Origin of the sequence: Shewanella psychropiezotolerans (genome assembly GCF_007197555.1) — a bacterium.
GTDB classification, from domain to species: domain Bacteria; phylum Pseudomonadota; class Gammaproteobacteria; order Enterobacterales; family Shewanellaceae; genus Shewanella; species Shewanella psychropiezotolerans.
Genome location: NZ_CP041614.1, coordinates 5,560,372 through 5,579,423, shown reverse-complemented (window position 1 = coordinate 5,579,423; position 19,052 = coordinate 5,560,372). Strand labels below are relative to the sequence as shown.

Genomic DNA, 19,052 nt, shown 5'->3' with positions numbered 1-19,052 from the left:
GGAGTTAAAAAATGTCTAAGCGACTCATAATGATACATGACGAAAATAAGTGTATCGGCTGCCAGGCTTGTAACATAGCTTGTCGCAGTGAAAATGGCACCCCAGATGAGGTGACCCGACTTCAAGTCAGAGTAGAGGGGCCATTTGGTGATGCGCCCAATCTACACTTCAAGTACAACCGTGTCTCTTGTCAGCAGTGTGAAGATGCACCTTGCGTCAAGGTCTGCCCGACGGGTGCGGCCTATGTTGGCGAAGACGGCCTAGTCTCAATCAAGGCCGAAAAATGCGTTGGCTGTATGTACTGTGTTGCAGCTTGCCCTTACAAGGTTCGTTTTATGAACCCGGAGACTAAAGTCGCCGATAAGTGCAACTTCTGTAAGGAGACCCGCCTCGCTAAAGGTGAGCTACCTGCCTGTGTGACAGCTTGTCCAACCGATGCCTTGATCTTCGGCGATGCCAACGATCCTAGCAGCGAAGTTGTCAAAATACTTAACACTAAACCTAGCTACCAAGATAAGACACACCTTGGCACAAAACCGAGACTCTATCGTATTCCGACTAAGAGAGGGGGATCCAGTCATGAACAATATCTGGGGCGATATGGCGCAATATGATCCGGTTACCTGGAATTGGATCATCGCAATTTATCTATTTATGGCAGGCTTATCTGCCGGCAGTATCTTAATTGGTATTGGACTGCGCTGGTATCGCAGTGAAGACGATAGAAAAAGTACCAAAGAGAGCGCTATTTTAAAGGCGGCCGCAATCATCAGTCCGATTGCGATCAGTTTAGGTTTAGCCTGTCTGGTATTCGATTTGACCAAACCGTTTCATTTTTGGTTGATCTTGATTAACTACAACTTCGAGTCGGTGATGGCGTTGGGCGTGCTAGCCCTGTTAGCTTACTCACCCTTGGGTATTGCATATGCCTTAATTGTGCTGCGTGATGAGCTACCTAGGTGGAAATTGGGTTTCCTACTGCCAGTGGCTCAGGTGCTAATGCCATTTAGAAAGGCGATTGAGGTATTGTTGTTTATCTTAGCTATCGGAGTCGGCGCTTATACTGGTTTCCTTATCTCGGCAATGAACGCTTATCCCATGCTTAACACGGCCGTACTGCCTGCACTCTTCCTGGTTTCTGGTCTGTCAGCGGGGGCTGCAGCCAACTTAGTTGTGGCACTGCTGATGTTCAATGTCGATAGTCACGATAAAGAGCTCAGTAAGATGCATAGATTAGAGCTACCAGTGATGGCAATCGAGATGATGTTCCTGTTTATGCTGTTTTGCGCGCTCTACTTCAAAGGTGGCGCAGCAGCACTAGCGTTAGCATCGCTCACAACTGGTGTGTGGGCTAGTGTGTTTTGGATAGGCGTGGTAGGTATTGGCTTTGGTATTCCCCTGCTATCGATGCTGATGCCAGCATCTAGCCGCCACACCAAAACTGCAATGATTATGGTGGCCTGTAGTGGCTTGACTGGCGTGTTGGCACTAAGACATTTTATTATCTACGCAGGACAAAGTTACATCTATTAGGTGGGCGCTAATGTGCCGCTTATGGTGTTAGTTCATTGTTAGTTCATTGTTAGCTTATAGCTTGATGATGGACATCGAAGCCCAGATGTAATGTCTGGGCTTTTTTGTTCATTGGGCTATAGGCATTGGAGGGTGATGTTTGAAGTGAAAATTCATTGTTATCTAGACATAATGACTCCCACTAGGTGCTAGCCTCCAAGCTTTGGTCTCTTTTTATATTTTCTAGATCTACAATACTTCTATGTTGGTAAGCATATGTTTGTATGTCTTGATTGACATGCCTAAATGTACATATCTGATATTTTTATGAGTCATCGGAACTCGACGATAAGAAGCGTCAGAGCTGATAAAATTTGTCCGTTTCCCTTTATTTGAGAAAGCAAATAGCTGTCCCTTAATGTTTCTATCACCAGTGACAGGATTCGGCTCACCCACTTTGATTACATTGCCATGGGGGTACTCAAAGGCATAATAAACACTCATGTCTCTTCCTCCTCACTTTCTTTCATTTACTCCAAAGGCCTGCTGCTTCGCAGCGGCTTTGGGTAATTGGGTTTTGATTCTTCTGTAGGGTTTGAATACGCTTTACCCGCTCACATTCCCATCTACTGACGGGATAGGTTTTATCCCAGGAATTCATCAGTTGTCTTTGCTGTTTACTCATGGCGTATTTAGGATAAGTAGTATCCATATACATATAGGTTCTGGCAATGCGGCCTCTTGCACTCACCGGAGGCTCTGATTTTCTGTTGTCTATCTTCATCTGGCATGATCCAAATTCACTTACAACACTTGGCAGTAGGGTAAAGTTGTAATTTGAACGCATGGCATTCACTGCGCCTATGGCTGGGAACAGGTTGAACATGTCGGCTTGCATATATCTATATTGGCTATTCACTTTCTCCGCACATTTACGGCCTTTGAATGATTTCCCCTTACTATCGACACACAGGGTATTGCCATCGCGCCATTCACTGTAAGCACGACCAAAATTTTCAGCTGGCACTATGTGTTCCCACTCAACTCTTTTAGCTCGTTTGATATGCTTTGAGGTGGTGAAGCCTTGGGGCGGGGAGATTTTCTTCTTGGTATTGAAACTTGCACCACAATAGATGGTTTCTCTGTGGTCTTGATAAACCTGACGTTCAAGCATCTTCTTAGCTTTGCTGAAAGACTGGTTAGTGCCATTGCCATCATATGCTAAGGCTAAGTTGGTCACACTCATAAGCGCGACAACACACGCGACAGATTTGATATTCAATTAATTTCTCTTTGTAGTTATGTATGAAGAAGACGAGTCATTCATCATTTGGGCTGAGGCTCGATGAATTAAGTGAGGAAAGCTGAAAAGGAAACGCTCTAATCTATTAAGAGAAGAGCGGCTCAATGCAGGAAAATATACAATCTGGAGTAATCATGAGCCCCACTACAAACCTAAAGGTATTCTCCCTCAATCAAAGGAGGGTATTGTTTCTACAGGGTAATCTTGTTGACTGAAGTGGAGTGAACTGGTGGTTATCATTTTGCACTAGTTGTTTAGGTTTTGATTCACTCGAATCGGTGAAGACCAGATTTGAGATTTGGGCTTATTTTGTATATTAGATTACGGGTATTTCGCTTATTTTTAACGTTAATTGTCCAAGGCCTGCGGGCGAAGATGTATTGATATTCTACTTATACGGTGAGTGAAGTATCGCTTCTGCATACTAAAGATGCATGGATTATGAATTATCCCTTAGGCATGGAATATGTTTAAAGAGGAATGAAGGGCTGTAGTTAATGAGCTTGTTGCATCTTATATAGCCAAGTCGAAGTGATAATTTTTTTGAAATTTGGCTAAATGAAATCCACCTAAAAGATACTTCAAATTTATTATCTGACAAGTTCAAACCCTGAACTCTTAGGTATTTTTAATCTCTGGCTCAGATACGTTTATTACAATGGATTACTTTGTTGTTTCTTTCAAAAAAAGTCAGCTGTTAAAAGAGGGTTTTGTTATCAAGGATAAATCTATGTCTAAGCCTAAGCCTAAAGCTAAGTCTGAGTCGACTCGCCGTATGCCTTGGGTTTCTATCGGTGTCATCACATCCATAGTGATCATTATTTGGCTGTTGTTAATGGCGATGCCTAAAGGTTTTAAGGCGACACATGAGCAAATAGGCACAGGCAAGCCTGCTCTAGTGTTTGTCTATAATCCCAGTCTTACAGTGAGTGGCAGTCAGACAGAACAAATGAATGAAGCTCGCGACTATCTTAGTGATCATCTTGACGATCAAGTGTTCTTTCTCGTCGCTCAAGTGGGCAGCCCTGAGGGCGACCAACTGATCGCTAAACATCGCGCTAGACCAGCGGAGCTTTTACTCTTTGATCCATCTGGTAGCCTGATTAAAAGGCAGTATGCTTTAAAAAGTGCTAGCGAGCTCATCCAGTGGCTGCGCTAGGTAATGGCTAAATATGAAACAAAGGGTCACAGCTAGTCACCCTTTCGGTGGCAATCATGGTAAATATAGCCGCTAAATTATTTTGTGTTACAGTGCTTGGGTATTTCAAAAACAAGGATGAGTGATGAGTAGTCATCAAGAGATTATAGGGAAAGGGATGCTTAGGTTTATCGTACTTCGTGGTGTGCTGGGCTGGGGAGTGACAACTGCTTTTATTGTGCAGATTATCATGTCACTGACCAGTGATAAGAGCTTCTTTGATGGCTTTATTACGTCACTGATAGCCTTCCCACTAGGAGGTATTCTATACGGGTACGTCACCTGGATGATGATGCTGAACAAGTCTAGACAGTTAAAGTAAGACTAATTCGAAGATAGATTATCCAGATAAATATGGCTACGCCAAATTCACCGTGTCGCAGGCTATAGATAGCTACGAAAGTTCGACCTTCAACATTATCTCCCGATTACCAAAATCTAAATTAGCCATGAAGGTAAGACCTCCAAATCCCCATATGATGGCAATTTAAGGCCAAAGCAAAAAATAAAATTTTAATGTCTCAAATCTGAGACCAGCCTCCATTGTCGACGAGCCGTCTCCAAGATAAACCCAGCTGCTAATCCTGCTGCGGTATTCACCAGCAGGCAGATGGCGGCCGTCGAGAGGATAACGAAGATACAGAAGGGTCTGCCATCGATAAACCGCTTCGACCAGGCGAGTTGTAGGCCCGCTATGGCGAGTAGGCTGCCTAGTAAGGCTAGCGGGATCAGCGATAACATAGCGGCGATGCCTTCTCCCCAAGTGAGGGCGATAAGTAGGCAAGTACTGCCAAATATCGTGGGGGCTATCCAGGTTCTGGCACCGAAGTGGTGCTGAACTGCTAAGCCGCCGGCACCGTGACACATGGCGGTTGCACCGAAAGGGGCAAGGATGAGGTTCATTAAGCCTGAGCTGGTGGCTAAGCGTTTCGGGGTGAAGTTCTCATTGCCATTGACGGTATCCGATGGAAACTTATCTTTCGCCATGGCCGAGGTGGCGATCACCGCGTTAGTCAGGGTGAGTGCTAGCTGGGGCAGTACCAGCAGACCCGCGGCCGAGGTCCACTCGTGAATGTTAGGCCAGCTTAGCTGCCAACTAGTGTCGATACTTAAATTAAAGCTAGGTGCCAGACCACTCGTGTACTGCCATAACATGCCCGATGCTAACACCAGAGGCATTGCCAGATAACGCATCGGTAGGAATCGGCTGGCAAACAGGACGATGAAAGCGGTTATGCCAATAAACCAGGTTTCACCCATCATCTGTCCGCCCATCCAGATAAGTTGTAAACCAATGGCGAGCTGTATGCCGATACTGATAGCGGGAGAGAGCTGCTTCGCCATCCAGCTAATCGCCCCGCTAAAAGCGAGTAGCAGGAGTATGACGCCCATCATCATGCCGCTGGCTTGCAGCATTCCCGGCGTCAGGCCTTGGGCGATAACCAAGGCGGCGATCACTTTCATTGGCTGTACCGGGATAGGACGCCTGTAGTAAAAAGCGGTAAATAGCGCAAACACCCCGAAGCCCATAAAGATCCCCTGAGGAGAGAAATGGTTAAGGGCGATAAGGCCTAAAACGAGTGGTAGAAACGTCCCTAAGTCGGCGAAGGCTCCGCTGAGCTCACCTGAGTATCGATCACATCTGTTAAGAAATGTGCTTTTGCATGTCATATAGCTTGCCGTGAGAAGATAAAACCCTGATTTCTACTAGATATGAATACAATTATAGTGCCAATTCTCACACCTGAATTTTAGGCTCTCAGGGAGCAATTATGGCTATTTGTAACATTGGGGTGGGACAAGTTGACCATAAACTGAGGCGAACTGTATCTAAATGGGTATTTATCTCTATTGGCTAATCAAGACTTATGGCATGGAACAGCCAAGTAAATGATTTGGCTGTCTCTGTTGCTTTTGACATTGCTCGGCCAAATGGGATTGTCTATTTGACACTCGATTGTCGTTTTGACAGTTTTAACTTGTGTCATTGTGACACTTGTTGCGAGTGGTAAATCTATAAAATACTTTAAATATAGTTGGTTACGAAACTGGCTCGGCTTGTGCAATAGGCCATGTAAGTTTAATAATTTAAGTATATTTGAGGTTTCATCATGGCAATTAAGGTCAAGAACAATATTCAATGGGTTGGTCAACGCGATTGGGAAGTACGAGATTTTCATGGTACCGAGTACAAGACAGAAAAGGGCACCAGCTATAATAGTTATCTGATCCGAGAGGAGAAAACAGTATTGATCGATACCGTCGATCATAAATTCAGTCATGAGTTCGTGCAAAACTTAGAGCTGGAGATCGATCTGAAGCAGATCGATTACATTGTCATTAATCACGCCGAAGAAGATCACGCCGGTGCCTTGGCGGTATTGTTGGCTAAAATTCCCGGCACGCCTATTTACTGTACCGAAAATGCCATCGACTCTATCACTGGGCATCATCATCACCCCGAGTGGAATTTCCATACCATTAAAACTGGCGACAGTTTGGATCTGGGCAACGGCAAACAATTGATCTTCATCGAGACCCCTATGCTGCATTGGCCCGATAGCATGATGACTTATATGACGGGGGATGCCGTGCTGTTCAGTAACGATGCTTTCGGTCAGCATTATTGTGACGAGCGCCTGTTTAACGATGAGGTCGATCAGACTGAGCTGATGGATCAATGTCTGCGTTATTACGCCAACATCCTCACCCCATTCAGTCCCTTGGTGACCGCGAAGATCCATGAAGTACTTAGCTTCAACCTACCCGTCGATATGATTGCAACCGCCCACGGCGTGGTGTGGCGTGAGGATGCGACGCAGATTATTCATAAATATCTGGAGTGGGCTGATCAATACCAGGAAGACCGAATTACTATCTTCTATGATTCTATGTCTAACAATACTCGCATGATGGCAGATGCCATAGCTCAAGGGATCTATGAGGTCGATCCCCAGGTTGCGGTGAAAATTTTCAACGTCTCCCGCCACGATAAGAACGAGATTTTGACTAGCTTGTTTAGATCTAAGGGCGTGCTTGTCGGCTCATCGACTATGAACAATGTGATGATGCCCAAGGTGGCCGGTATGTTGGAAGAAATCACAGGTCTGCGCTTTAAGAACAAGAAGGCCGGCGCCTTCGGCAGCTTCGGTTGGAACGGTGGTGCGGTAGACCGTATCCATACCCGTCTGACCGATGCCGGCTTTGAAATCGTTCTGGGATTAAAGACTAAATGGAAACCCGATGGCAAGGCACTGCTGGCATGTCGTGAACATGGTAAAGAGGTGGCGCGTCAGTGGGCTTTACATCCCCTACAAGGGCGAGATACCAAGCGAGACACGCCGGCAGTAAATGATCCTGTGATGCCTGCCAAGCAGCCTGCAGAATCACCCAACCAAGCCGAAGTGGCCAACGTCAGTACTACAGATTTTGCGGGGCAGAGCCTGGTATGCACTGTGTGTCAGTGGGTCTACGATCCGGTATTGGGAGAACCCAACCAAGATGTCGCCCCAGGCACTGAGTGGCAAGATGTACCGGACTATTTTCTCTGTCCCGACTGTAGTTTAGGTAAGACTGTGTTTGAACCCCTCGCCAAAGAGGTGGCGGCATGAGCCTGCCCATAGTGATAATAGGCAGTGGTTTTGCTGCCTATCAGTTGGTGAAGACTCTACGCAGGCAAGATACAGAGCAGGCGATCACAGTGATCACCGCCAACGGTGGTGATGATTATGCCAAACCTGATCTAAGTCATGTGTTCACTAAGGCGCAGTCAGCTAAAGATCTGATTAAGATGAGCGCCGATGAGTTTGCCAATACCTATGGTATTACCCTGTTGAGTCATAGCAGGGTAGAGAGCATAGATGCGACGAAAAAAACGCTGCGCTGTAATGGAGAGTCGATTGCCTATCAGCAACTGATTTTGGCAACCGGAGCCAGAGCTTTTGTGCCCCCTTTCAGGGGGACGCGGTGGGTCGAATCATTACCCTAAATGGCTTGGAGGATTATGCGGCCTCTCAGTCCGAGCTCAAAGAGGCTAAATCTGTGCTGGTGATAGGCGCAGGCCTTATTGGTACCGAGATAGCAATGGATTTGGCCAGCACGGATAAACAGGTGATATTGACCGACAGGGCTGAGGCTTTATTGCCGAGTCTGTTGCCCGATTTTGTCTCCGCACAACTATATCAGTCCTTGGGCAATCAAGGGGTGACGATAGAACTGGGCACCCAAGTTAAAAGTCTGCGACAGGCAGAAGAATCTATCGCTATCAGCCTGGAAAACGGTCAAGACTATCGAGTGGATACCGTGGTGTGCGCTGTGGGCCTGAGGCCCAATATCCGCCTGGCGGCCGAGGCAGGCCTGCAAACTAATCGTGGCATAGTGGTGGATCGTCAATTGCGAACGTCGGATCCCCATATCTTCGCGCTGGGGGACTGCGCCGAAATTGACGGCAACGTGTTGGCTTTTCTGCAGCCGATACTGCTGAGTGCCAATGCGCTGGCAAAAACCTTACTCGGTCAGGCCAGCAATGTGGCGCTGCCGCCTATGATGGTCAAGGTTAAGACCCCGCGTCTCCCCATGCAGTTAAGTGGTAACACCGCCAACGCCGATGCTAACTGGCAGGTGAGCGCAAGCAAGGAGGGGATGACGGCCAGAGCCTTCGATGAAGAGCAGCAAATGATTGGTTTTGTCGTTACCGGCAGTCACATGAAGCAAGGATTCTCCCTGCTACGCGAGCTTCCACCAACATTTTAACTGTTTTAGTTCATACCCAAATAAGCTTAACGCGAACCGGTATCATGGATGATACCGGATTAGAGTTTGATGGGACTCTTCCCTTGTTATGGTTGTTGACGAGTCGCTGCTAATACGATTTCACGCACACAGACGCTTTGAGGTTGCTCGTAAGCAAACAGGGCTGCATCGGCGATAGTTTCAGGTGCGATCACCCCCCCATATCCTCTTTCCAATCTGCATAGCCGGCTTTTATTTCATCGCTGGTGGTATGTGACAGTAGCTCAGTTTCTACGGCCCCTGGCGCTATAGTGACAAGGCGCACATCATCCATGGCCACTTCTTCACGAATGTTTTCGGTCAGTGCGTGTACCGCAAATTTAGTGGCACAGTATGTAGCATGATTAGGGAAGGTTTTACGACCCGCGACCGAGCTGACGTTGATAATAGTCCCTGTTTTTCGTGCTTTCATATCGGCCAATACGGCATGGATACCGTTGAGTACGCCCATAACATTGATGTTGAGCATACGGCTCCACTCGGCTGGATCTTGAGTGTCGGCTTGACCCAGTAACATGACGCCGGCGTTATTAATCAAGCCGCCAACGGGGCCAAACTTTTCAACTGCAGTAGCAATCGCGGTCTTAATAGCTTCACCATCGGTTACATCTAGGCTGATACATAGACTGTTTTCTAACTCTAGGGCTTGCATAGGCTCGACGCGGCGAGCTAATAAAAGTAGTGGATGGCCCTTTGCACTGAATGCCTTTGCCATTGCTGCGCCGATACCTGAAGATGCACCTGTAATTACGATAAGTTCTTTCATCTGTTTATACCTTCTAATCTACTTAAATGAGGGATTGAATCGGCTGGTTATTTGGCTGTTCAATCATGTTGCAAGCATTATAGAGTTAGCGTTATTGTTGATATATACCTTAAAAAGAACATGATTGTTTCCTATAGACTACAAATGGCATAATCTTATCCGTATCTCAAATGTGAGAGCCAAATATGAGAATCGAGTATGAATAAGAGTGAGATAAACCTAGCCGATATCAAGGCGTTCACTGTGATTGCCGGGCAAGGAAGCTTTACTAAGGCGGCCGAGGTGTTGAATTGCTCACGCTCCCATCTCTCTAAGCAATTGACTCATTTAGAATCTTGCCTCGGGGTGACACTTATCACCAGAACGACAAGAGCCCAACGTTTAACCGAGCAGGGGGAGGCTTTCTTTAACCGGTGCCGATCTGCCTTAGAGAGTATTGATCAGGCGGTGGAGATTGCCGTGGACAATGCCCAAAATCTACAGGGAAGCATCAAGATCAACTGTGTGGGTGGCTTTCTCGGCGAGGAGATTGTGGCTAGCCTGGTCAATGACTTTATTGCTAAATACCCAGGGGTCTCAGTAGAGCTGGACTTTAGTAGTCAGCGGGTCGACTTGCTGGTGGATCAGTTTGATCTGGTTTTTCGTATGGGGCAGCTTGAGGATTCCGGGCTTGTAGCTCGTAAGCTAATGGATATTACCAATTTGACCTTAGCGTCCCCTAAATATCTTAGATCCCGTGGTTTTCCGATAGATCCTAAGTCACTAAAATCACACCAATGTATTACCGGTTCAGTCAGTAACTGGTCTTTTTATCATGTCGATAATTGCGAGCATAAACTTGATGTACATATCAATGGCGTGTTTCGCTGTAAGAATGGCAGGGCAATGAAACACAGTGCTTTAGCGGGCAATGGTGTCGTGAGGTTGCCCGAGCTGTATTGCTCTGAAGAACTTAGTCAAGGTGAATTAGTTTCGGTATTTGAAGATTGGCGAGTCGCCGACACTCCCTTTTATCTCCTCTACCATAAAGACAAATTTCAGCCTGCAAGAATAAAAAAGTTTATTTCATTCACTATTAATAATTTTATGAAATATACCAGAGAATAAAACCCCACACAAAATCGAAAAAGATACAAGTGAATCATAATTTGGTTGTTTTGGTTAGATATGGATCGTAGGTGATACTTTTATGAAACAATTGGTTTTTTGATGAGAAATCAAATGCGCTGTTTTAAATGAGTATTATTATTGTTTTGAAGTGGCTATGTTAATGTTTGTAACATTTGAGTTGTTTTTATATTGTTATTTTATTGGTTTTTATTTTAAATGTATCGCGTGGTGATACAATGTGATACAAATGTCTGGTTGTATAGTTAATATTCTCACGGTTATTATCTGCGCCAGTTTAATATATGATCTCATATTAAACTCAATTAGAGAGTGTTCGCTTGTATATGTATATTTAATCTTAATCATTTTTTTATACTGTATCTATACATTCTTACATAAATTACTGGCAGGGAAGTTGACAGTAAAATCAGGACTTCAAAAACAAAAAAGTCACTCATGAAAATTCAACTCGAGAGTCTTATCTCCTTTATCACAGCAGCCGATACAGGTTCATTTAGTGCAGCAGGTAGAAAATTAAAAAAATCCCAGGCTGGTATCAGCTTGTCGATTCAAAATCTGGAAATAGATCTGGGCTTTACCTTGTTTGACAGAAATGGAAAATACCCCTTGCTGACTCAGCAAGGGGAGTTGGTATTGAAAGATGCACGCTTGTTGATGTCTCAATACAGCACTTTTGTCGAGCGTTCTAAATTTATCTCCAGGGTAGAGCAGGTCAAGCTGAGTATAGGCATAGATCCTCTGGTTTGTTGCCAAGAGGTGAAAGACATAATTTTAAGATTTTCAGAGGTTTTTCCTGCAGTTGAGCTAACGATTGTGCAGAGATCTAGCGAGTCTTTAGCTCAAAAACTGGCAGATAAAACACTGGAATTTGCACTCGGGCTATTTGGTCGAGATGTTGAGAAAACCTTTGAAAATATGTCAGCATTCCAGCTGGATAGCTGCTGGGTCGTGTCACCAAGTTATTCACTTGCTCAAAATTTGCAGCATGATGATGTGGATCCCCGAGCTATCAAGATTGATAGAGCCACCTTTAATCAATCCCGTATATTACTGCCCTCAGAAACCCCTTGGCGGGGTTTTATGAGGTGAGTCTGACTAAGAAAATTTGGTATGTGGAAGATATACATACCTTGCTGTCATTTTGTCGCAATGGTTTAGGCATTGCGTTCCTGCCTAGTTTTGTTGTTGCGCACGATCTGGAAAATGGTAGTTTAAATAAGATTTTTCTTGAAAAAGATCAATCCAGAAGTAGAGATTGGAGAAGCTCATTAATTTTTACGGTTGGTCATCAAAAATCACCAGCAGTCGAATGGTTAACTCAACAGTTATTAAATATTTAATAGTTTAAGTTTTATCTAATTAATATTTCCCCTCCATAATAATTAATATTGTTTTGACCTATAACTAAAACTTATAGGACCTATTTTTGTTTTTGTTTTTGTTTTTAATATAATTCAGGCGTTGAACGATTCAACAGACTAATTATTAATTAGACTATATAAATATGATGGAGTTATTTATGAACAAGTTTTACTGCAATACTATGGCTTTTCTTGCGACTTACAAAAAAGATGAGCGCGGCGTAACGGCAATCGAATATGGATTGATCGCTGTAGCTATGGCTGTTGCATTGACTGCTGCTTTTGCTTCCGATGGCAACTTGATGACTGCGTTGAATGCTGCATTTGCATTGATCACAACTAACTTAACAAGCATGACCGCTGGTACTTAATAAGCGCGCCATAGGTTGTTTTGATTGATGCAATTAACCATATTGGCCATAGCTAGTCTGTTATTCGTTTTGACTACTTGTTGTGTCAGTGACATACGTCAACGACGGATCTCGAATTTAAGCTGTCTCGTCGTCTTGGTTATCAGCATCTGGCTAGCCCAGAGTCAGCAGCAATTGGTTGCTGGCCTGCTTCGCGGATGTTTAATATTTTTTTTCAGTTTACTGCTTTTCAAGCTCAGGTGGCTCGCCGCAGGAGACGGAAAGTTGGCCAGCGCCCTGGCGATCGCTTTACCTATAGCATCACTGTCTACGGCGTTAATATTGACTGCTACATTTGGTGGAGTACTGGCTGTTATCTATCTGATTAAATATCGAATTATCCAAAAAATCCCCCGAGGTGAAGATTCCGGTTTGCCCTATGGTATCGCTATTTCCTTAGGTTTTTATATTCCTATCTTGGCTAGTTATTTAGGCGCTACAACTCAATCTTGATACTTGACTGTAACCGTCGTTAACCAGCACTAACAGAACAGTAGAATAATGCTTAATTCTAAATTGATTTTCATTATCGCATTTATTGCGGTATTGACCGGCCTGTATGGCGTGGCAGATAAACTGCTCTCGAGTCCTGAGGCTGTTGTCATGCCTGTTAGTGATGATGAAGCGCCGATAACTTATACCCTGTGGCAAGTGAAAAAAAATATGGAGAAAGGCACATTTTTAACCTTAAGGGATCTTAAAAGAGTGCAGCTAGGGCAGAAGGAGGCGCAAGCATTGGGCTTTAATGCCGATGTCGACCTTAAACTAGATACACAGACATTAACCAATACCGCACTTAATACTGATCAATATCTGCTTCCCGAGCAGCTCAGTCATCCTGGAGATCTAGGCTACCTAAGCTTGATTGCCAGGGAGGGAATGACTCTATATCCATTGACCGTAGCAACAAAAAATCTGATCAACAATTATATTTTGCCCGGTGATGATATTGACATTTTAGTGGTCAGTTCACCTGAGCATAACTTAGCCACAGACACCCATAGAATTGAAGATTTTATAGGGTTGAAGGCATCGTTGTTGATGAGGAAGGTCAGAGTTATCTCAATTGGTGAAAGCGAATCAGGAGGGGCAGCTCCTAAGGTGAAGAGCTCAAATAAGGAGGAGACCCGCATGGTTATCGAAGTGGCTCCCGATGATCTGGCTCGTTTGACTCTGGCCCAGCGCACTATGCATATCGAAGTGCATCCTAGTCAACACTATGGTTCAAATCCTGAGGCCGATGTGAGTGATGTTATTACTAATTACACCGGGGTGGTTGAATTGCGTGGTGCATCTAAGAGTAATGTCGGCGGGATTTTTTAACCATGACTAATCTAGTTAATATGTGTGTGAAGGGCTTGTTATTGGGCCTGTTTTTTTGTAGTAATGCTATGGCGGGTGATAGATTTATTACCTTAAATGATGCCACTAGTGTAGAGATGGATCAGGATATAGGGACTGTTTTCATCAGCCAGCCTGAGATCGCAGATTATAAGATCACCGGCAGTAATAAACTGGTTATCTACGGCAATAAATTAGGCCAGGCAAGGCTATTTGTTTATAACAAAGCCAATGAGGTGATCTTATCTCAGTTATTGCATGTGGATATCAACCTGTCTCAAATCCGTCGTCAAATTGAACTGTTTTATCCCGACCTTGATATTAACCTCACTTCGGTGGGCGATAAGGTGGCCGTACGCGGCATAGTTGATAGTGAACAGCAACGTGATGATATCTATCGTCTGGTCGCTAAGTTATTAGGGCGGGATAAAGTCGATCGCTTCGATGACCAAGCTAAAGATGTGGAATTCGAAGACTCCTTTAGTGAATCTAACTGGCTGACTTATCAGCGAAACTTTACCTGGGAAGGCATTATTGAGGGGTTAAGTCTTTCCCAAACACAGCAGGTGAATGTAAAAATCTCGGTGGCGCAGGTCACCAAAGAGTTTAATGAGACATTAGGAGTTAGTTGGTCGACGGTGGGGAATGCTGCCGGTGAGTTTTCTTTCTTAGACTTTAAAGCCAGTGATTTATCGACAGTCATCACTGCACTGGATAACGACAAAATCGCTGAGGTATTGGCAGAACCTAATCTTTCCGTCATGTCCGGAGAGTCGGCAAGCTTCCTTGTCGGTGGTGAGATCCCAGTGATCTTTACTAATGATAATACTACCAATGTGACTTTTAAAGAGTTTGGTGTTCGGTTAGATATTTCGGCTAAGGTTTTGAATAATAACCGGATTAAACTTAAGTTGATGCCTGAGGTCAGCGCCGTTGAAGGTTTTATTGAGGCCGCTGGGATCAAGGTGCCACAGTTGAGCACACGCCGGGCTATGACCACCATAGAACTGGGGGATGGCCAAAGCTTTATGCTTGGTGGCCTGATGAGCAGTGATGAACTCGAGCAAGTCAGTAAGATCCCGCTATTAGGTGATATTCCAGGCATTGGTGCCCTATTCAGGCATGTAGGAACGACTCGCAAGAAAACTGAGTTAGTGATTGTAGCCACGGTTAACCTCGTCAAACCCATTGCGCCCACAGACATCCGCTTACCCAAAATCACGCCGACTAAGTCATTGGCGCGATTCTTTAATATCGAGCCTGAATCCGACGAAGATAATAATGTCAATGTCATACATATGCTCAACCAAGGGGGCTTTATTCAGTGAGAACCTTAATCATATTAGGCCTAATCATGCTGAATATCAGTGGCTGCGCCGATAGCGCCAAGGTCCAGCTAGGCAGTGAAGCGGTCGTGTATCAAGAGATACATGACTTTGTTATCGAACCTAAAAAAACGAGTGACCCAGTGGAGATCAATGGGCAATTAGATCGCATCATTAATAGTTTTGAACCTGGGATTGAACAAACTTTGTGGACCTTAAGTTACCGAACTCAGCTTGATAAGTCTTGGGTGAACGAAATTAAGCTGAAGCTACTCAATCTAGGGCTTGTGCCTTCGAGAATAAAGGTGACAAAGCTGGATTCAGGAAAGTCAGTGATAAAGATGAGCATAGGTAAGTACCGAGTAAAAACTCAGACTTGTAAACCCAGCATCTTGGGAAGAATGGACAGTGATACTGGCTGCTTCGTCGATTCTATGCGGCTCAGACATGTGCGTGACCCACAGACTCTTATCCTGCCAGAGGGGCAATAGTATGTTTGATTTGGCCAAGGTTGTCACTCAGGCAGCGGAGTTTAACCGTGAACCAGCGGGACCGACTAGCTGCTCTTTTTATTATCAAACGGCACACTGTCGGGAGCTGATAGAGCAGGTTTTCCGTTTCGAAGGTTGGAATTATCCAGATTGTATTAAGACCTCTAATCCAGGTGGTTTACAGCTGGATGCGTTAAAAGATATCGTAATTTTTGAGCTTAACCAGTCGACGAGTATTGTCGAAGATGCTCGAGATCTAGCCAGTAAGCTGCCAAATCAGAAAGGCGTCATCGTCATAGGCAAAGAGGACACCATCACCACATTGCGTGAGTTAAAGGTGATGGGATTTTATTATCTATTGTGGCCGCTGAACCAGGAGGAATTAAGTGAGTTTTTGCGTCATGTGCATATTAACCAGCAACGTCTTTCCGGGGTAACTAGAAATCGTAAGGCCAAGCGGGTGGCGGTGGTAGGCACTAAAGGTGGCATAGGCAATACCATGGTTGCATGTGAGTTATCGGCGACATTAGCTTTTCAAGGGATCGACACGATTCAAGTTGATCATCAGTACTTCAACAGCAACACAGATATCCTATTAGGCCTTAAGCAGTTCATACGTCAAAACTCGGATAACCTTGAGTTACAGCTTAGAGATATGGATGAAGCAAGCGCCAGTAACTACTTGAGCAAGGTAGATAAACACTTTCGTTTATTGGCATTGGGAGGTTCACAATCGGCCGAAAACCTTTATAGCAACAGCCAAAATATAGCCGAGCTACTCAGTCGAAAAGCCAACTTTATTATTGAAGACTTTTCCGGTGCTAATGATTTTATGATGGATCCGGCAGCGCTGTCGAAGCGGATAGATGTGTTTGTTATCGTGCTCGACCCCACAGTCTCTTCGGTACGTAATGCCAGCCAAATTATCGAAAAAATTGAGATGCATAATCTGTCGGGTACTGCGGATATACGTATCTTAACCTTTCTCAATATTCATCGTCCCGAAGGGGCGTTTCCTTTGAGAAAGGATGAGGTTGAGCGTTATCTGGAGCGGTCGGTAGATGTTCAGTTGGATTATACCGCGAAATTCTCGGCTCTTATGTTGTCAGGAAAGCGATTACATCGCTTTGAGAAGCGTAATGGCGCCTTCAATAAATTAGCCCAACTGATACAGGGGAAGCAGGCTGAAGTACAGGTATCACCTCTGGATAAACTCAAGGCGCTAATGCAAAGATGAACAATAATAAAGAGATTTACCTTAGTTTTCGGGGGCAGATTTTTGAGGCTTTGGATGCTCAGGCAATAGCCAAAATGCCACGGGAGGAGCTGTACCGGCAGATCCAGAGTGCGGTTGAGGTGCTCGCGAACAATTTCAGTCAGCCTGTTTCTACCTCTGTACGCAATATGACGGTTAAAAACCTGGTTGATGAACTGATTGGTCTGGGTCCACTGCAGCCGCTGCTGGAAGATGACACCATTAATGACATCATGGTCAATGGTTGCGATCAGATCTTCTATGAGCGTCACGGTAAAATTCACAGCTCGGAAGTGGTGTTTGTGAACGAGGCGCAACTGCTGGAGATTGCTCAGCGTATTGCAGCTAGGGTTGGGCGTCGGATCGATGAGTCTTCACCTATGGTGGATGCCCGTCTTAGCGATGGTAGTCGAGTCAATATTGTGATTAAGCCTGTTGCTATCGATGGCACAACCATTTCCATCCGTAAGTTTAGAGAGCAAAAGATTGGTTTAGAAGATCTGGTAGGTTTCGGCTCTTTATCGCCAGATATGGCGAGAGTCTTGATGATCGCGGCTCGTTGCCGCTTAAACATATTGATCTCGGGAGGCACAGGTTCAGGCAAGACAACCTTACTTAATGCACTTTCAAATTATATTGCAGATGATGAACGTATCATCACCATAGAAGATGCGGCCGAACTAAATCTGCAACAACCCCATGTAGTTAGGCTGGAAACACGTCCCGCCAGTACCGAAGGTACCGGTCAGGTAGATCAGAGGGACTTGATTATCAACTCCCTGCGTATGCGCCCGGATCGAATCATCTTAGGTGAGTGCCGTGGAGCCGAAGCGTTCGAGATGCTACAGGCGATGAACACTGGTCATGATGGCTCCATGTCTACCTTGCATGCCAACACTCCCAGAGATGCTATCTCCAGAGTCGAGTCTATGGTGATGATGGCCAGCTTGAATCAACCCTTAGCCGCCATACGTCGCACCATAGTCGGGGCAGTACAATTAGTGGTTCAGGTTAATCGTCAACGTGATGGGTCGCGAAAGATCACCAGTATTTCAGAGGTCGTTGGCCTCGAAGGCGAGAGTGTGGTGATGGAGGAGTTATTCAAGTTCCAGCCGGCCGAGGGCCAGAGTTTAGATAAGGTGATGGGTGAATATGTGACTCTTGGGATTATGCAGCGCTCCATCCTGATGCAGCGAGCGGCCTACTTTGGCCTGCAAGAGGAGTTAATGTTGGCTTTTAGGAGCCAGCAATGATCTTGTACTTCTCCTTATTCTTACTCGGTATCGCCGCATTGTTGTGGGGCATGAGAAGCCAAGATATCAAGAGTCAGTATCTGGTAAAAAAGATCGAAACGGCAGACATAGATGAAATCCAGTCGGCGGTTAAGCTTGAGACCTTGGAGCATAGGGTTTGGTTGACTAAAATTCAGCTACTACTTCGCCCAGCATTTAGCACCCTTGGTGAAAAAGCTTGGCTAAAATTATCTGTTTTCCTGCTGCTGCTTAGCGGAGCCGGGATCTATATCAATAACTTCCTGCAGCTGGATAGTCTGTGGTTGCCGCTGATCATGCCAGCTCTAGGTTTTTTATGGGGCTGGAACTGGTTGATGGGAAAGCGTAAACAGACCTTCGAACAGACCTTCCCCGATGCCCTCAATATTATGATGAGTGCCGTCGCTTCCGGTGAAAGTATTATGCAGGCCATCTGTTATGTCGGTCAGTCACTGGATAATCAAATCGGACACGAATTTAGAGATATGGGGGATCGCCTCAAGTTAGGTGAACCTCCTGAGCAGGTTTTTAAGCGTGCCAGTAAACGCTTCCCCTATCCGAGCTTTCTATTTTTTATCGTCACTATCCGCGCCAACATGTCCCGAGGCGGACAGCTTAAGCCGGTTATGGCCAGGTTGGTTCGCGTCTTAATGGATGCCAGAACCTTGGATAAGAAGAAAGCTGCGCTGACATCGGAAGCACGGCTATCGGCGAAAATAGTGGGTTGCTTGCCCTTCTTCTTCATGATTCTTCTTAGCTATCTCAGCCCACAGAATCTGGATTTTGTGCTGACGGATCCGTCCGGGCGCTACATCTTGTACTACGTGGTCGGAAGTGAGGCTCTGGGAATGTTTATTATCTGGCTACTTATCAAAGGAGTGCGCTAGTGGTTACCAT

At 45.2% G+C, this 19,052-nt stretch carries 20 protein-coding genes and 1 pseudogene; 18 read left to right on the top strand and 3 right to left on the bottom strand.

Annotation, left to right across the window (positions count from 1 at the left end; translation table 11 throughout):
* Window positions 1–11 precede the first annotated feature (11 nt).
* Entirely contained in the window at window positions 12–614 is a 603-nt protein-coding gene (locus FM037_RS24395) for a 4Fe-4S dicluster domain-containing protein (RefSeq protein WP_144048136.1), read from the top strand.
* Window positions 580–1,533 carry an NrfD/PsrC family molybdoenzyme membrane anchor subunit gene (gene nrfD, locus FM037_RS24390; RefSeq protein WP_144048135.1) on the top strand — a complete coding sequence of 318 codons (954 nt, stop codon included), beginning with the start codon at window positions 580–582 and terminating at the stop codon, window positions 1,531–1,533. Before FM037_RS24395 ends, nrfD begins: the two co-directional genes overlap by 35 nt.
* Window positions 1,534–2,038: 505 nt before the next feature.
* Here nrfD and FM037_RS24385 read toward each other — a convergent pair.
* Complete coding sequence (locus FM037_RS24385; protein WP_144049119.1) at window positions 2,039–2,758, bottom strand: endonuclease; 720 nt, start codon at window positions 2,756–2,758, stop codon at window positions 2,039–2,041.
* Between the two features lie 787 nt (window positions 2,759–3,545).
* On the opposite strand from FM037_RS24385, the gene FM037_RS24380 reads away from it, so the two are divergent.
* Entirely contained in the window at window positions 3,546–3,974 is a 429-nt protein-coding gene (locus tag FM037_RS24380; RefSeq protein WP_144048134.1) for a hypothetical protein, read from the top strand.
* A gap of 124 nt (window positions 3,975–4,098) precedes the next feature.
* The gene (locus tag FM037_RS24375; RefSeq protein WP_227993311.1) at window positions 4,099–4,335 is read left to right on the top strand and encodes a hypothetical protein; all 237 of its coding nucleotides are present in this window, start codon (window positions 4,099–4,101) and stop codon (window positions 4,333–4,335) included.
* Between the two features lie 191 nt (window positions 4,336–4,526).
* Here the strand turns inward: FM037_RS24375 and FM037_RS24370 are convergent, their stop codons facing one another.
* Complete coding sequence (locus FM037_RS24370) at window positions 4,527–5,684, bottom strand: putative sulfate/molybdate transporter (protein WP_144048133.1); 1,158 nt, start codon at window positions 5,682–5,684, stop codon at window positions 4,527–4,529.
* A 440-nt stretch (window positions 5,685–6,124) separates the two neighbouring features.
* Here FM037_RS24370 and norV point away from each other — a divergent pair, with 440 nt between their 5' ends.
* From norV to FM037_RS24360, 3 genes are read left to right on the top strand one after another with little or no spacing between them, the layout of a single operon-like run.
* Window positions 6,125–7,624, top strand: coding sequence for an anaerobic nitric oxide reductase flavorubredoxin (gene norV, locus FM037_RS24365; protein WP_144048132.1), 1,500 nt, complete (start codon window positions 6,125–6,127; stop codon window positions 7,622–7,624).
* The gene (locus FM037_RS30225) at window positions 7,621–8,001 is read left to right on the top strand and encodes an FAD-dependent oxidoreductase (protein WP_324617099.1); all 381 of its coding nucleotides are present in this window, start codon (window positions 7,621–7,623) and stop codon (window positions 7,999–8,001) included. Before norV ends, FM037_RS30225 begins: the two co-directional genes overlap by 4 nt.
* Window positions 7,980–8,765 (top strand): FAD-dependent oxidoreductase, encoded by a 786-nt coding sequence (locus tag FM037_RS24360; RefSeq protein ID WP_324617098.1) that lies wholly within the window; start codon window positions 7,980–7,982, stop codon window positions 8,763–8,765. The genes FM037_RS30225 and FM037_RS24360 overlap by 22 nt, the downstream gene beginning before the upstream one ends.
* 86 nt (window positions 8,766–8,851) lie before the next feature.
* On the opposite strand, the pseudogene FM037_RS24355 reads toward FM037_RS24360, so the two are convergent.
* Window positions 8,852–9,570: pseudogene (locus FM037_RS24355) on the bottom strand (SDR family oxidoreductase).
* 198 nt (window positions 9,571–9,768) lie between these two features.
* Here FM037_RS24355 and FM037_RS24350 point away from each other — a divergent pair.
* The 11 genes from FM037_RS24350 (at window position 9,769) to FM037_RS24300 (ending at window position 19,042) form a co-directional block, all read left to right on the top strand.
* A complete protein-coding gene (locus FM037_RS24350; RefSeq protein ID WP_144048131.1) occupies window positions 9,769–10,677 on the top strand; it encodes a LysR family transcriptional regulator in 909 nt (302 codons plus the stop codon).
* A 459-nt stretch (window positions 10,678–11,136) separates the two neighbouring features.
* Window positions 11,137–11,790, top strand: coding sequence for a LysR family transcriptional regulator (locus FM037_RS24345; protein ID WP_144048130.1), 654 nt, complete (start codon window positions 11,137–11,139; stop codon window positions 11,788–11,790).
* Window positions 11,787–12,041, top strand: a complete 255-nt coding sequence (locus FM037_RS30020) for a LysR substrate-binding domain-containing protein (RefSeq protein WP_185976899.1) — start codon at window positions 11,787–11,789, stop codon at window positions 12,039–12,041. The genes FM037_RS24345 and FM037_RS30020 overlap by 4 nt, the downstream gene beginning before the upstream one ends.
* A gap of 179 nt (window positions 12,042–12,220) precedes the next feature.
* Complete coding sequence (locus tag FM037_RS24335; RefSeq protein WP_144048128.1) at window positions 12,221–12,433, top strand: Flp family type IVb pilin; 213 nt, start codon at window positions 12,221–12,223, stop codon at window positions 12,431–12,433.
* 27 nt (window positions 12,434–12,460) lie between these two features.
* Window positions 12,461–12,925, top strand: a complete 465-nt coding sequence (locus FM037_RS24330; protein ID WP_144049117.1) for an A24 family peptidase — start codon at window positions 12,461–12,463, stop codon at window positions 12,923–12,925.
* Between the two features lie 48 nt (window positions 12,926–12,973).
* The gene (locus tag FM037_RS24325; RefSeq protein WP_144048127.1) at window positions 12,974–13,795 is read left to right on the top strand and encodes an RcpC/CpaB family pilus assembly protein; all 822 of its coding nucleotides are present in this window, start codon (window positions 12,974–12,976) and stop codon (window positions 13,793–13,795) included.
* 2 nt (window positions 13,796–13,797) lie between these two features.
* The gene (locus tag FM037_RS24320; RefSeq protein WP_144048126.1) at window positions 13,798–15,141 is read left to right on the top strand and encodes a type II and III secretion system protein family protein; all 1,344 of its coding nucleotides are present in this window, start codon (window positions 13,798–13,800) and stop codon (window positions 15,139–15,141) included.
* The gene (locus FM037_RS24315) at window positions 15,138–15,629 is read left to right on the top strand and encodes a hypothetical protein (RefSeq protein WP_144048125.1); all 492 of its coding nucleotides are present in this window, start codon (window positions 15,138–15,140) and stop codon (window positions 15,627–15,629) included. The genes FM037_RS24320 and FM037_RS24315 overlap by 4 nt, the downstream gene beginning before the upstream one ends.
* 1 nt (window position 15,630) lies before the next feature.
* Window positions 15,631–16,866 (top strand): AAA family ATPase, encoded by a 1,236-nt coding sequence (locus FM037_RS24310; protein WP_144048124.1) that lies wholly within the window; start codon window positions 15,631–15,633, stop codon window positions 16,864–16,866.
* Window positions 16,863–18,137, top strand: a complete 1,275-nt coding sequence (locus tag FM037_RS24305; RefSeq protein WP_144048123.1) for a CpaF family protein — start codon at window positions 16,863–16,865, stop codon at window positions 18,135–18,137. Before FM037_RS24310 ends, FM037_RS24305 begins: the two co-directional genes overlap by 4 nt.
* On the top strand, window positions 18,134–19,042 hold the full coding sequence (locus FM037_RS24300) for a type II secretion system F family protein (protein WP_144048122.1): 909 nt from the start codon (window positions 18,134–18,136) through the stop codon (window positions 19,040–19,042). The genes FM037_RS24305 and FM037_RS24300 overlap by 4 nt, the downstream gene beginning before the upstream one ends.
* Window positions 19,043–19,052: the final 10 nt, after the last annotated feature.